This is a genomic window from Nonomuraea sp. NPDC049625 (assembly GCF_040675285.1).
Taxonomy (GTDB): domain Bacteria; phylum Actinomycetota; class Actinomycetes; order Streptosporangiales; family Streptosporangiaceae; genus Nonomuraea; species Nonomuraea angiospora_A.
Map to the genome: position 1 here is coordinate 247,766 of NZ_JBFAOQ010000012.1, position 13,020 is coordinate 260,785.

Genomic DNA, 13,020 nt, shown 5'->3' on the forward strand with positions numbered 1-13,020 from the left:
ATCTTACGGGTGTGGTGTTCGCGGGACTGTCTGCCCAGCAGGTGGGCCGCACGTGCATGCCGGACAGCCTGCCGTGCCCCAGGCACGTGTTGTGGCGCTACTCAATCGCTTGACGCAAGCGGGCGTAAAGGTCGAGGGCCACCCGGTAGGGGTCTGCTGTTGGATATTCCGGGTACGGGCTGCTGTCACGCGACCAGGCGTCCTCCACCGCGAACCAGTCGATCCCCTCGGGGTCGCCGCCGCCGAGCAGCGTGTCGAAGAACAGGCGCCAGCGCATCGCGTGGAAGTCGCGGACCAGCCCGGCCCACTCCCGGTTGGCGTAATCCTTCAGGCGCACGTCCGCGCCACGGGGACCCCAGGTCGTGAGGAGGCACCTGGCGTCGTACTCCAGCCGTGCCGCCTCCTCCTCGTCCGCCGCCGCGGCGCGGGCGGCCGCCAGCCAGGGTCCGAGGAGGAAGTACGGCGAAGCGGACACCACCCGGTCCAGCAGCTCCATGTCCTCCAGCCAGGTCACGGTCAGCCGGCGGAACCGCTCCAAGGCCCCCGACTCGAACGCGGCTCGCAACGCGGGCAGCAGCACCCACGACCGGTTGGTGAGCGCCTGGCGGGCGACGTCGACCAGGTCGAACTGGTATGCCGAGGTGCCGCGCAACGCCGGATCCACCTGGAGGAGCTGTTCGAGCGCCGCGGCGAAGCGCTCGAGGTCGTAGCGCGGCGCACGCGGTGACCAGGTGGCCGCGTTGGCCGCGGTCAGCGACGGCCGCGCGAGGAACGGGCTGTCCTGCGGTTCGCTCCACCCGTCGGCCGGCAGCGAATAGGCCGTCGTGCGCAGGATCTCCCAGGCGCGCGCCGCGTGCGGGTCGGCTCCGCCGTACCGCCGGCGAGAGAAGTCCGTGAACCACCCGGCGTGATCGATGGGCTCGTCGTGCCAGGCCAGCTCGGCGAACAGGGCGAAGGACGCGGGGTTCGTGCCGGTGCCTTCGGGCAGGTACGCGATGCCGCGCAGCGACGGCCCGCGACGCCACTCCGCGAAGCGGCTGACCCAAACGCCGGTGTTCGCCCCGATCGTGGTGTGGCCGCCGAAGTTGGGGATGGTTCCGAAGCAGTACGACGTGCCGAGCCACCCGGTTTCGCGGTCGAGATCGGGGTGGCGGTCGGCGACGCCGTCGAGGATGAGCAGGCCGTCGGCGGCTTCGATCAGCTCGCGCACGGGGTTGTCCAGCCAGCCGAGCACCACCCAGGTGGCTCCCGGCCTGGCCTTGCGCAGCGCCTCCTGGACCGCTTTGACCGCTTCCGCGACCGGGACGTCGCCGGGCGTGCCACCCTCGTGCAGGAGGTCCATCTTGACCATGGAGGTCTCGCCGTACAGCTCGGCCTGGTGGCGATAGAACGCCTCCGCGACCTGGGCGAACATCGGGTCGCGCGGGTCGAGCCAGTCGGGACGCTCGAAGCCGACCCAGCCGCCCTGCGGGATCACGCGCCCGGGGAAGCCGGGCGGCACTGTCCCGAAATATCCGGGCATGACGGGGGTGAGGTCGAGCTCGCGCAGCCGGGTGACGATCTGCTGGGCCAGCCGTACCCGCTGGCCGAAGAGCTGCTCCGAGACCGGCCCGGTGAAGGCGGCCATGTTCTGCAGCAGCCACCAGGGCTGGTGGCCCGGCGAGGGGGTCCAGGCGCGGAGCTGCTCGTCGGTGTACCCGAATTCGGTGAATGTCCGGCGATAGACCTCTTCCATGCCGACCGTGACGAGCACCTCGTTGATGCCGTGCAGGGCCATCAGGTCGATCTGCCGCTCCCAGGTGGCCCAGTCCCGATACGGCCCCGAATAGCCGTCGTCGGTGTCGTTCAACGCGAACCGGTGCTGAACGACGGCCTCTTTCGCGATATATGGCGCTTGGGGCAGCTTGTCGGGAAGGCGTGACAGGCTGTCTCCCGGCCACCCGGCGCTCACGCCCGCGACCCGCGTCAGATACCAGTGCACGCCTGTGAGCAGGGCGGACGCCGACGTTCCGGTGATGGTCGTACCCTCGATGCGGAACCGGTCGCCCTCCCCCCGCTGCTCGACGAGCGTCAGCTGATCGTGATGATCGGGAAGCAGGCGGCGTACGGCTCCCGCCACGGCGCTCACGACGGCGCTCACCAGGGCAGCCCGCGCAGGTCGATCGGGCCGCCCTCGGGGAAACCTTCGCCCAGCACCATGGCGGGAATCGAGGAGGTCATGCGCTCTCCCGTGTAGACGTTGCTCATCACGACCGGCGCGTGCACCTGAACCCATCCGGCGGCCTCGTAGAAGCCCTGCACGTGTGGGAGGCAGGTGAGGAAGCCGAAGCGTTCGGTGAGAACCTCGCGCAGCTCGTTCATCAGCGCGACGCCGAGACCTCTGCCGCGCATCGCCGGGTCGGTGCAGACGTGGCCGATCCCGGCGACGTAGACATCCTGGTCACCGACGCCGATGCGGCGGCGTTCCACACCAAGATGGGCGATCGGTCGATCGCCGTCGCTCAACCACAGCCGCCACTGCGGGCGGGCGAGCCACCAGGACTGGAGCGCGAAGTGGCCGGCCCTGTCGGGGAACGCGGCGGCGAGCAGCGGCCGCAACGCGGCATCCTGCTCCTCGGTGAGCTGGGTCTCGGTGACGAAGGTAGCGATCAACGGGTGGCCTCCTCGTAACTGGGGCACGGACCCCATCCGTCCACGTCGGGGGTCTGGTCGCGGTAAGGCTCGGAGTCGCAGGCCGGCGTGTAGCCGAGGTTGTTGCGCGTCGACCAGACGCTGCTGGTGTTGGCCGAGACGCCGTGGCAGACCTCGAAGCGGACGGGGGCCTCCAGGGCCAGGAGCACGAGCCGGCGCAGGTCGTCAGGGGCGAGCCAGGCGGGCAGCGCTTGCTTGGCCGGCGGCTTGGGGACGGTCGCACCGAGACGCAGGCAGATGACGGCTCCGCCGTACCGATGACTGTGCATGCGCCCCGCGGCCTCGGCGAAGGCCTTGGCCGCGCCGTACCTGCAGCAGGGGCTGGGCGGCCAGTCGGGTTCGACGGGGCCGGCCCGGTACTGCCCCATCACGTGGACCGAGCTCGCCAGCACCACCCGCCTGGCACCGGCCGCGTCCAGGACGTTGGTCACGGCGCGCATGTTGGGCCCGGCGAGGTCGTCCCAGGACGCGTCGGGGTTGGGGTTGGCGGCCAGATGCAGGATCGCGTCGACGCCGTCGGTCACCTGGCGGGCGAAGTCCGCGTCGGCCAGATCGCCGTCCGCGAGATCGGTGAGACGCAGCTCGTGGTGCTTTTCCAGGGCGGGGATGACCTGGCCGGCCACCAAACCACTGGCACCTGTTACAAGTACCCGCATCGTCCTCTACCTCCTGAAAGGTCGTCCCACATGCTGGCATAGCCCGATTCATACGGCAACGGTTGCAGAGGAGTTTCCATCCAGTTTCATGAAGTTTCCGGAAATGTCTTGACGCTTGGTGCAGCCCGGATCAATGTGGGCGGCAACCTCATCCGCCTCACAAGGAGGGCCGTACATGCGCCAGATCTTGCGAGCAGCCATCGCGCCCGCGGCAATCGCGGTGCTCGCCATCCAGGGGACCGCGGCCGCGACACCCGCAGGCGTGGTCGACTACACGGTGACGAACGCGGTGACCCTTCAGGCGTTAGGCCGTGACATCCAGTCCCCGACCGCCGACCAGACCATCACCTTCGGCGCCAAGCTCGTGGCCGACTCGGCGAAGAACTTAGACGAGCTGGTCTTCGTCATCCGCGACGCCGGCGACGCCAACTTCGACGTCGGCGACCGAGACGGCTACCAGCTCGGCACCTCCCAGCAGACCTTGACGGCCTCCCGTACGCTGCCCGCCGGCACCTACCGCGTGTGGGTGGCCTACAGGATCGGCACGACCTGGACCAACCTGACCCCCAACCCCGCCCAGACCTTCGCCGTCGGCTCCTCCGGCGGCGGCACCAACCCCGGCAACGAGAACCCGCCCTCCGGCGCGCAACCCAACGGCGGCGGATCCGGCTGGAACCTCAGGTGGTGGGACGAGTTCTCCGGCACCTCCGTCGACTGGGGCACCAAGTGGCGTGGCCACTCCAGCGCCCTCGCCGACGCCGGCCGCGGCAACAAGAACAACCAGCAGCTCGAGTACAACCTCGACCGCAACTGCAGCGAGGCCAACGGCGTCGTCACCATGACCGCCAAGCGCGAGCGCTACACCGCACCCTCCGGCCAGGTCTACGACTGGACCTCGTGCCTGCTCACCTCCATCGGCACCAGCGGCTTCACCCTCAAGCACGGCTTCATCGAGTCTCGCGCCAAGCTGACCTTCAACGTCGTCGACGCGGGCGGCAACCCCGTCGCCGACAAGCGCGGCTTCTGGCCGGCCTTCTGGACCTGGCAGGCCGACGGCGTGAACACCTGGCAGGAGACCGACGTCTACGAGCAGTACAGCGACAACCCGCGCAGGCTCTACCTGACCTCGCACGCCAACGCCGGCGGCGGCTGCCAGGTCGACCTCGACTTCGACCCGGGCGCCGACTTCCACACCTACGGCGCCGGCATCTCAGCGTCGGGCACGACGTTCTACATCGACGGCAGGCAGGTCTGCAGCGTGGCGGGCACCGCCTCGGAGAACACCAACCTCATCGAGGACCTGTACGTCTACTCCCGCTCCGGTTACCAGCCGGTGACTGCCACGGTCTCGGCCCAGAAGGCCGTCGACTACGTCCGCGTCTGGCAGAGGTAACCCGGCGGCCACGGGCCAAGCCGCCGGTCAGCGTGTCGCCGATGGGCTGTTGCCGCCGGGCCTGGAACGCCGGAGCTTCCTCGACTCCCAGGTCCAGCCCGCCGCGATGAGCATGACGACGGTGATCACGAGCGGCGCGATCACTATGACCTCGTCGTCGTCCAAAGACGGGATGAGGCGCAGGAGAATCAGGCCCATGCCGTCGAAGGCGAGAAACGCGGCGCCGCTGCCGGCGAGGAACCCGACGACGCCCACGACGACGGCAACGGTCTTCCCGGCGATCGGCGGCACGAAGCGGGCGATCTGCGCGCACAGTAGGCCGGTCAGACCGATGTCGGCGAGGACGGCGATCACCAGGGGGATCATGTCTTCACGGTCGAACTCATCCTCGAGTTCGTCCCAGGTGATGCCGAGGTGAGTGAGGCCGAGGAGAGCGAGGGCGAAGATGATCGCCATCATCACGGCGACACCTTTGTGCTGCCACCCCTGCTGGGGGACCTGCCCGGGCGGGAGGATCCTGGTGCCGTCCCGTCCGTGGTCCCGGCCCGGCTGCCGTTCACCGAGCATGGCCAGCGCGCCCTCGACGGTCGGCCTGTTGCCGGGGTCCTTGTCGAGCAGCCGCGTGATGAGCGGGGCGAGCCGGCCCGCTCGTCGCGGCGCCGGGGGCTCTTCCAGCAGGACCGCGGTCAGTGCCGCCGGTTGGGTGTTGCGGCGGAACGGCGAGACGCCCTCGACGGCCTGGTAGAGGGTGACGCCCAGGGAGAACAGGTCGCTGGCGGGGAGCCCGTCGATCCCGCGCAGCCGTTCGGGGGCCATGTACTCGGGAGAGCCGATGGTCATCCCGGCGGTCGTCAGGGTGGTGTCGGTGGTGTGGACGGCGATCCCGAAGTCGGTGAGCAGGACCTTCCCGTCCTCGGCGAGCATGACGTTGGCCGGTTTGATGTCGCGGTGCACGATGCCCGTCTGGTGGGCCGCGCCGAGCGCCTTCAGCAGCGCCATGGCCAGCTGTGCGGCCGTGTCCACCGGCAGCGGTCCGCGCGTTTCGAGGTGCTCGTGCAGCGATTGGCCGTCGATCAGCTCCATCACGATCCAGGGCAGGCCGTCCGAGACGATGTCGTGGATGGCCACGACATTCTCGTGCGCCCGCAACCGGACGGCGTTGCGGGCCTCACGCGTGGTGCGCTCCAGCCGCTTGTCCTGCTCCGCCTCGGACATCCCCGCCAGCAACTGCAGCTCTTTGATCGCCACTTCGGCGTCCAGGACCTCGTCATGGGCACGCCAGACGCGTCCGAACCCGCCGGCCCCCAGTACCTCGATCAACCGGTAACGTCCGCCGACCATGTAACCAGGCTGCGCCGATGTCATGCCACCTCGCCCGTCTTGCCCCGTATGACAGTTGATCAGAGTAGATCACCGGCAGGAGCACCGTAACCCCATAACGTGATCGGGAGCAGCCCGGCCTGCGGTAGGCAGTCGTACTAGCGGCGTTTGATGACGGTGAAGGCCTCCGCCAGACGGCCCGCGGGGAGGCCGCCGCGGGCGGCGATGGCGGCGAAGCGTTCGCGGTTCTCGGCTTCGCCCGTCCCCGGCTGGGTCTTGTGGGCGGCGAGTGCCGCGAGTTTGCGGTCGAAGGTGTCGGTGATGTCGACGTACAGGTCCGGCGTGGGGCTCTCGCTGAACCAGACCTCCGACACCTGCCACGGCTCGAGGTCCGACAGGTCGGGGTGAACGTAGCGGTTCATGGCATCGGGGTAGACCGCACAAGAGGCCGCCTGGCCCACGGCCGCATGGTCGGGATGGTCCGCGTCGCGCAGGCCCCAGGTCCGCGTCGGAGAGCTGGTCAGCAGGCGGTGCGGCCGCACCTGGCGGATGACGCGGGCGATGTCCCGCCGCAGGTCGAGCGAGACCTCGACCCGGCCGTCCGCGTACCCGGAAAGGAAGTACACCTTCCGCGCGCCCACCGCCTCGGCTGCCGCTCGTTGTTCCGCCATGCGCAATTCCTGGATGCGCTCGCGTGGTTCGCCGTCGCCCGCCTCCCCGCGGGTGACGACCAGGTAGGAAACCTCCGTTCCGGAGTCCACCCATTGGGCGACGGTGCCTGCGGCGTTGAAGTCGACGTCGTCCGGGTGGGCGAATACGGCGAGTGCGCGGGTCATTTGAGTGCTCCTGCGGTCAGGCCCTCGACGATGCGGCGCTGGAAAACGAGGGCGCCGATGACAAGGGGAACGGTGACGGCGACGCCGGCGGCCATCTGGGTGCCGAACGGCTGGTCGAACTTGTACTGGCCGGTGAACAGCGCGGTGATGACCGGGGCGGTGCGCATCTCCTTCTCGTTGGTCACCGACAGCGCGATGATGAATTCGTTCCACGCCGCGACGAACGTGATGATCGCACTGGTGAACACGCCTGGCATGGCGAGCGGCAGAATCACCTTGCGGAATGCCTGCCAACGGCTGCAGCCGTCCACCTGGGCGGCGCCTTCCAGCTCGTGCGGCATCTGCTTGAAGAACGCGGTCAGGTTGAACACGGTCAGCGGCAGCGCGAAGCTGATGCTCGGGACGATCAACGCCTGGTAGGTGTTGATCCACTCCAGGCCGACGAAGAGTTTCAGCAGCGGGATCAGCAGCGAGATACCGGGGAACATCGAGGTGGCGATGATGACGGCCAGGATGACGTTCTTGAAGGGGAATTCCAGTCGCGCGATCGCGTAGGCGGCGGTGATGCCGATCATCAGCGTGAGCAGTGTCGTCGTTCCCGCCACCACGAGGCTGTTGACCAGCGCCCGGCCGAAGCCGTTCTGCGCGGAGAACGCGGCCGTGAAATTGTCGAACGACAAAGGGAAAGGAATGGGGGACAGGTCGAAGGAGTCGGCCGGCCGGCGCAGCGCCGTGGCGATCATCCAATAGAACGGTGCCAGGCAGTAAACGACGATCAGCCCGATGCCGATGTTGTAGATCGTGCGCCCGGACATCATGCGGGTCCCTTCAGCGAGCTTGGAACGGCCATTACCCGCGGCCCTTGAGGCCGCGCCCGATGAGGTCGGCGCCGAGCACCTTGACGAAAATGAAGGCGATCACCGCGACGTATATGAAGAGCACGGTGGAGTAGGCGGCGGCCGGGCCGTACCTGACGTTCGAAAGCTCGTACTGCGCCAGCGTGGACAGGGTTTCGACCGAGTGCTTGTGCGCGCCGACGAGCACGAACGGCAGGTCGAACATCTTGAGCGCGTCCAGGATGCGGAACAGCACGGCGACCACCAGCGCCGGCCGCACCAGCGGCAGGGTGATCTGCCAGAACGTCCGCATGGCCGAGGCGCCGTCGACGCGCGCGGCCTCGTAGACGTCCTTGGGGATGATCTGCAGCCCGGCCAGCACGAGCAGACCGATGAACGGCGCGGTCTTCCAGATGTCGGCGATGAGCACCGCGGTGAACGGCGCCGACATGAAGCCCCAGACGGTGGCGTGGTCGGCGGTCCACACGATGTCAGTGTTGAGCACCGCGTTGGCCACGCCGTCCGTTTCAAAGATCCATTTCCACAGAAGTCCCGAAATGGCCGTCGGAATCGCCCACGGCACCAGCACGCTCGCCCGCACCAGCGCCCGCCCGCGGAACGCCCGCTGCATCACCAGCGCCATGGCCACACCCAGCACGACCTCGGCGGCCACCCCGATTATGGTGAACAACGTGGTGTTCCAGAACGCGTTGCGGAACGCCTCGCCGGACGCCCCCGTGAACAGGCCGGCATAGTTGCCAAGCCCGAACGACTCGGTCGCCTCGATCATGCCGGTCTGCTGGTTGACGCGGTTGGCGACCTCGATGAAGGACAGCCGCAGCGCCGCGACCACGGGATACCCGGCGACCAGGGCGAGCGTGAGCAGCGTGGGCCCGAGCATGAGCGCGGCCGTCCATGAGTCACCGCCTCGGGGGCGGAGCCGCGCCGCCCGCTTGACGGGGGCGGCAATGCTGATCGTCACGTTTCGTCCCTTCACGTACGGCGAAGCCTGAGGAACTCCGGAGACTTTCCGGTTCTGGGTCCCGGCGTATCTGTCAATCGGGTAGGGCGGGTCGCGTCGATCGAGGTGTCGGCGGGGGTTCAACCCGGGGAGAGCCTTGATCGACGCGAGCGGGGGAGCCGTCCGCGTTCCGGCTTGGTGGGAGTGGGGAGCGAGCCGCAGGCGGGGCCGGGCAGGTGAACCCGGCCCCGCCGGAGCCGCTACTGGTTTGCGATGATCTTGGCGAGTCTGTCCTGGAGGGCGGTCAGTGCCTGGTCGGAGGGCTTCTGGCCGCTGAGGGCGGCGGTGATCTCCTCCTGGATGGCCGCCGTGGCGTCACCGTACCGGACGACCGCCGGCCGCGGCGCAGCGTTGAGCAGCCCCTCCTTGAGCATCGGCAGGAACCCGAACTTCTCCACCAACGCCGGGTCGTCGTACATCGCCGCGTAAGCGGGCGACTGCGACGACTCGAGCATCAGGTGTCTGGCGGTCTCCTCGCTCGTCATGAACTTGATGAAGTCCAGCGCGGACTTCTTGTTCTTGGCGAACTTGCTGATGGCCAGGTTGTTGGCGCCGATCGTGCCCTTGCCGAGCCCGTTGAGTCCGGGGATGGGGGAGACGTCGAACTTGCCGGCGACCTTGCTGGAGCCGTCCTCCTTGTTGGCCAGCGTGTACTGGTAGGACCAGTTGCGGTGGAACAGCAGCTTGCCCGCCTGGAAGGCGCGGCGGCCCGCCTCCTCGTCCCAGGTGATGGACTCCTTGGGCATGTAGCCCTTCTTGAAGCCCTCGACGAGGAAGTCCAGGCCCTGCTTGGCCTGCGGGGTGGTCAGGGTCGGCTTGCCGTCGGCGCCGACGACCGAGCCGCCTGCCGAGTTGACGGCTTCGGAGATGTTGACGGTCAGCCCTTCGTACTTGTTGAACTGGCCGCCGTAGCAGTCCATGCCCTTGGCCTCGGGCAGCTTCAGCACCTTGTCGCAGGCGGCCATGAGCTCGGCCCAGGTCTTGGGCTGCTCGAGCCCCGCCTTCTTCAGCAGGTCGGTACGCGAGTAGAGCAGGCCGGTGCCGCCGCCCCACGGGGCTGTGTACAGCTTGCCGAAGTACTTGCCGCCTTCCACCAGCGACGGGATGATCTTGTCGGTCGGGAACTCCCCGAGAGGCAGCTCGTCGACCCAGCCGTTGGCGGCGAACTCCGCGGTCCACACGACGTCGAGGGAGACGACGGTGAAGGCGTCCGACTTGGTCTGGGCGTTCTGGATGAGCTGCTGGCGCTGCTGGTCGGCCTGCGGAGGCAGCTCGACGAGCGTGGCCTTCTCGGTGGGGTGCGAGGCGTTCCACTTGTCGATCAGACCCTGCAGCACGCCGCTGGAGTCCTTGCCGTTGGCGAAGGTGATCGGGCCGCGGCCCTCGTCGGCGGCAGGCTTGGCCGCCTGTGAAGGATCAGCGGAACCGCAGGCGCTTACGGTGATCGTTGCGGCAGCAAGGACCGCCGCGCAACGGAGTTTCACTGCACTACCTCCAGGAGGGCGGGATCGGACAGCCGACGGCCGCGTTGATCGTGAACGGAGAGCTGGTAGGTGCCGGGGTCGTCGAGCGCGACCAGGGCGTCGAAACGGGTCTGCCTGCCGGTGCCCACGCCGAGCGGCATGGTCATGACCACGTCATCCGAGGCGTCGATCACGCGGAGCAGGACCGGGCCGGTGACCTTGAGCCCGGCTGTCACGTCCACGTTGCGCGTGGCCTTGACCTTGGGGTGGGAGACCTGGACGGCCGGCCTGCCGGCACCGAGCCAGGCGGTCGTGGTCTGGATCGTGCGCCCGTCGCCGGTGTAGAGGACGGCCTGTGCGAGCTGGGTCGTCCCCCGCGCGGGCGGGGTGAAGGTCAGTGGGAAAGAGGTGCCGGAGGCGGCTCGGACGCCTTCGAGGTAGAGCTCGACCCGCTCGACATTCGAGGGAAGCCGGTCCACGGAAGCCGTCCCGTCGCCGAGCATCAGCCGCGGTGCGCGCTCCGTGGGTGAGGCGCCGGTGAGCTCGGCCAGCTCGAGGTAGGTGCGGGTGGGTTTGTCGGGATATTCCAGGAGTGTCCAGCCGCGCCACTCATCGTCAGGCCGAGTCTCGGACCAGACGAACCATGACAGGCCCGAAACGTAGGGACGCTGGGCCGCCAGCTCCATCACCCGCCGCAGGTAGAACGCGCGCCGATCGTCCGGCACCAGGCCCATCCACGTCCGCACCGAGGAGTAGGAGAACTCGCCCAGGTAGATCTGCTTGTCGGCGTCGCCCTGCCGTACCATCTCCGAATACAGCCGGTCGATGCCGAGGAAGTTGTCGTCGAACTCGCCACCGGCGGCGTTCTCGCGCACCTTGCCCGGGTCGTGGTCGTCGGGGTGACGGTCGTCGGTGTACGGGTGAGCGCCCATGAGGTCGAAGAAGTGGCGGCTCTTCACCGCGTCCGGATATTTCCGGACCGCGGCGTACACCTCGCGCACGAACCCGGGGTCCGTCCGCGTGGTCCCACCGAAGATCACCTTGGCTCGCGGGTCGGCGGCCTTGACCGACAGATAGCCGGCGCGCAGCAGCTTGGCGTAGTCCGCCGGGTCCTCGACGGGCTTGTAGAAGTCGCGCCAGTTCTCCTCGTTCCAGATCTCGTAGCTCTCGACCTTGCCGCGATAACGACTCGCCAGCGTGGTCACGAACTTCTCGAACTCGGCTAACTCCTCCGGCGTCCTGGTCGGCGGGAACCAGATCCGCTCTCCGTAGTTCTCCACCGTGTCCACCAGGTCCGGGTGCACCCAGTCGGGCGTGGAGTTGATGTGCACAGCGGTGGCGATGCCGCGCCTGGCCGCCTTGGCGAAGTACGCGTCCAGCTTCGACCAGTCGCATTCATCGCGCTTCTGGCAAATCCCGGTCCACGACGCGACGATCTGGGCCCGGCGCACCCCGGCCTCGGCCATCTTGTCGAGCGAGGCATCCAGGTTGTCCGCCGAGGGCTGGACGAAAGCGACGGCCAGCTCCCGCATCCGCTGCGGCGAAACTGCCTGGTCACGGGCGGGCACGGGTACGCCGACCCCGGTTCTGTTCTGGTAGGGCAAATCGACTGCCTGGGCCGGTACGGCTTGTCCAAGCACGGCGGCTGCGGTGAGCGCGATCGGCAGAAGTGCTCTCTTTCGCACCTGCCAGCTCCTTCCTCTTATAAGGCCCCCGAGCGTTTTTCTGCACGCCGGCATGGCCGCAGGTCGCAGACCAGCGGATGCCGGAGATGTGGGTGGTGGTTACTCCAGGGTGGGCAGTGGCCTGGTCGGCCAGGTGATCCTTTCCGTGGCGGGGCCCGTCGAGTCCCGGACTATGAGCTGGGTGTCCACCTCGACAGGGTCGCCCTCGCCCTGGTCGCCGGAGTGGAGCATGCCGATGAGCAGGTCGACCGCGATCGACCCGATCTCCTCGACCGGTATCCGTACGGTGGTCAGCGCCGGCCTGGCCACCATGGCCAGGTAGGTGTCGTCCACGCCGACCACGCTGATGTCGCCGGGCACGGACAGCCCGCGGTTGGCGAGCTGGAGCAGCAGCCCGACCGCGGTCATGTCGTTGTTGGCGATGGCCGCGGTGACGCCGTGCGCGACGACCATGTCGGCGGCCTGCACGCCGCCCTCGATGGACTGCGCGAACGGGCCCAGCTCGACCAGCTCCATGCTGAGCGCCTTGCAGGCCCGCTGAACCGCGGCGCGGCGGTGCTGGTTCGACCAGACCGTACGTGGCGCGTTGACGTAGGCGCACCTGGTGTGCCCGAGGGCGTACAGGTGCTCGACGGCCTGCCGCATGCCGTCCTCGCTCGAGGCGACGACCGTCGGCACGCCGGGCGCGCCCCGGTTGACCAGCACGGTCGGCACGCGGGTGGCCACGTCGGCCAGCGTCTCGGCCGGCAGCCGCGATGACCAGAAGATGAGCCCGTCTACCTGCTTGGACATCATCGCCACGGCTTCGGCCTCTTCGCCGGGGTGCGCGTCGCTGTCGGCCAGGTAGACGCCGTAGTTGCGAGATCTCGCCCGTCGCTGCACCGCCTTGATCATGGGCGGGAAGAACGGGTTGACGATGTCGGGCACGATCAGGCCGATCGAGCCGGTCCTGCTGGAGCGCGGCGTCGGATCCGGCGCATAGCCGAGGCGCTCGGCCACCTCCAGGACACGGGCCCGCGTCACCGCGTTGACCCGGTCCGGGGTGCCGAACACACGCGACACGGTCGCCTTGGACACGCCGGCCTCTGCCGCCACGTCCGCGAGGGTCACCGCCATGCT

General features: G+C 68.5%; 11 protein-coding genes. 1 reads left to right on the forward strand and 10 read right to left on the reverse strand.

The features are described from left to right. Positions 1-97: 97 nt before the first annotated feature. Genes AB0J87_RS41740 through AB0J87_RS41750 form a run of 3 tightly spaced genes read right to left on the reverse strand, consistent with a single transcriptional unit; the run spans position 98 to position 3,347 of the window. Positions 98-2,140: an alpha-N-acetylglucosaminidase gene (locus tag AB0J87_RS41740; RefSeq protein WP_363975537.1), complete on the reverse strand. Its 2,043-nt coding sequence runs from the start codon at positions 2,138-2,140 to the stop codon at positions 98-100. After that, positions 2,137-2,652 (reverse strand): GNAT family N-acetyltransferase, encoded by a 516-nt coding sequence (locus AB0J87_RS41745; RefSeq protein ID WP_363975540.1) that lies wholly within the window; start codon positions 2,650-2,652, stop codon positions 2,137-2,139. The genes AB0J87_RS41740 and AB0J87_RS41745 overlap by 4 nt, the downstream gene beginning before the upstream one ends. Next, positions 2,649-3,347, reverse strand: a complete 699-nt coding sequence (locus AB0J87_RS41750; RefSeq protein ID WP_363975543.1) for an NAD(P)-dependent oxidoreductase — start codon at positions 3,345-3,347, stop codon at positions 2,649-2,651. Before AB0J87_RS41750 ends, AB0J87_RS41745 begins: the two co-directional genes overlap by 4 nt. Before the next feature lie 175 nt (positions 3,348-3,522). Here AB0J87_RS41750 and AB0J87_RS41755 point away from each other — a divergent pair, with 175 nt between their 5' ends. Further along, positions 3,523-4,740, forward strand: a complete 1,218-nt coding sequence (locus AB0J87_RS41755; RefSeq protein WP_363975546.1) for a glycoside hydrolase family 16 protein — start codon at positions 3,523-3,525, stop codon at positions 4,738-4,740. Positions 4,741-4,767: 27 nt separating this feature from the next. On the opposite strand, the gene AB0J87_RS41760 is transcribed toward AB0J87_RS41755, so the two are convergent. From AB0J87_RS41760 to AB0J87_RS41790, 7 genes are all read right to left on the reverse strand, one after another. Beyond that, on the reverse strand, positions 4,768-6,081 hold the full coding sequence (locus AB0J87_RS41760; RefSeq protein ID WP_363975549.1) for a serine/threonine-protein kinase: 1,314 nt from the start codon (positions 6,079-6,081) through the stop codon (positions 4,768-4,770). A 137-nt stretch (positions 6,082-6,218) separates the two neighbouring features. Beyond that, positions 6,219-6,896, reverse strand: a complete 678-nt coding sequence (locus AB0J87_RS41765) for a PIG-L deacetylase family protein (protein ID WP_363975552.1) — start codon at positions 6,894-6,896, stop codon at positions 6,219-6,221. Beyond that, complete coding sequence (locus AB0J87_RS41770) at positions 6,893-7,714, reverse strand: carbohydrate ABC transporter permease (RefSeq protein WP_363975555.1); 822 nt, start codon at positions 7,712-7,714, stop codon at positions 6,893-6,895. The genes AB0J87_RS41765 and AB0J87_RS41770 overlap by 4 nt, the downstream gene beginning before the upstream one ends. Before the next feature lie 31 nt (positions 7,715-7,745). Continuing rightward, a complete protein-coding gene (locus AB0J87_RS41775) occupies positions 7,746-8,714 on the reverse strand; it encodes a sugar ABC transporter permease (protein WP_363975558.1) in 969 nt (322 codons plus the stop codon). 239 nt (positions 8,715-8,953) lie between these two features. Then, a complete protein-coding gene (locus tag AB0J87_RS41780) occupies positions 8,954-10,237 on the reverse strand; it encodes an ABC transporter substrate-binding protein (protein WP_363975561.1) in 1,284 nt (427 codons plus the stop codon). Further along, entirely contained in the window at positions 10,234-11,901 is a 1,668-nt protein-coding gene (locus AB0J87_RS41785; protein ID WP_363975564.1) for a hypothetical protein, read from the reverse strand. Before AB0J87_RS41785 ends, AB0J87_RS41780 begins: the two co-directional genes overlap by 4 nt. Positions 11,902-12,000: 99 nt before the next feature. After that, a complete protein-coding gene (locus AB0J87_RS41790) occupies positions 12,001-13,017 on the reverse strand; it encodes a LacI family DNA-binding transcriptional regulator (RefSeq protein ID WP_363975567.1) in 1,017 nt (338 codons plus the stop codon). Positions 13,018-13,020: the final 3 nt, after the last annotated feature.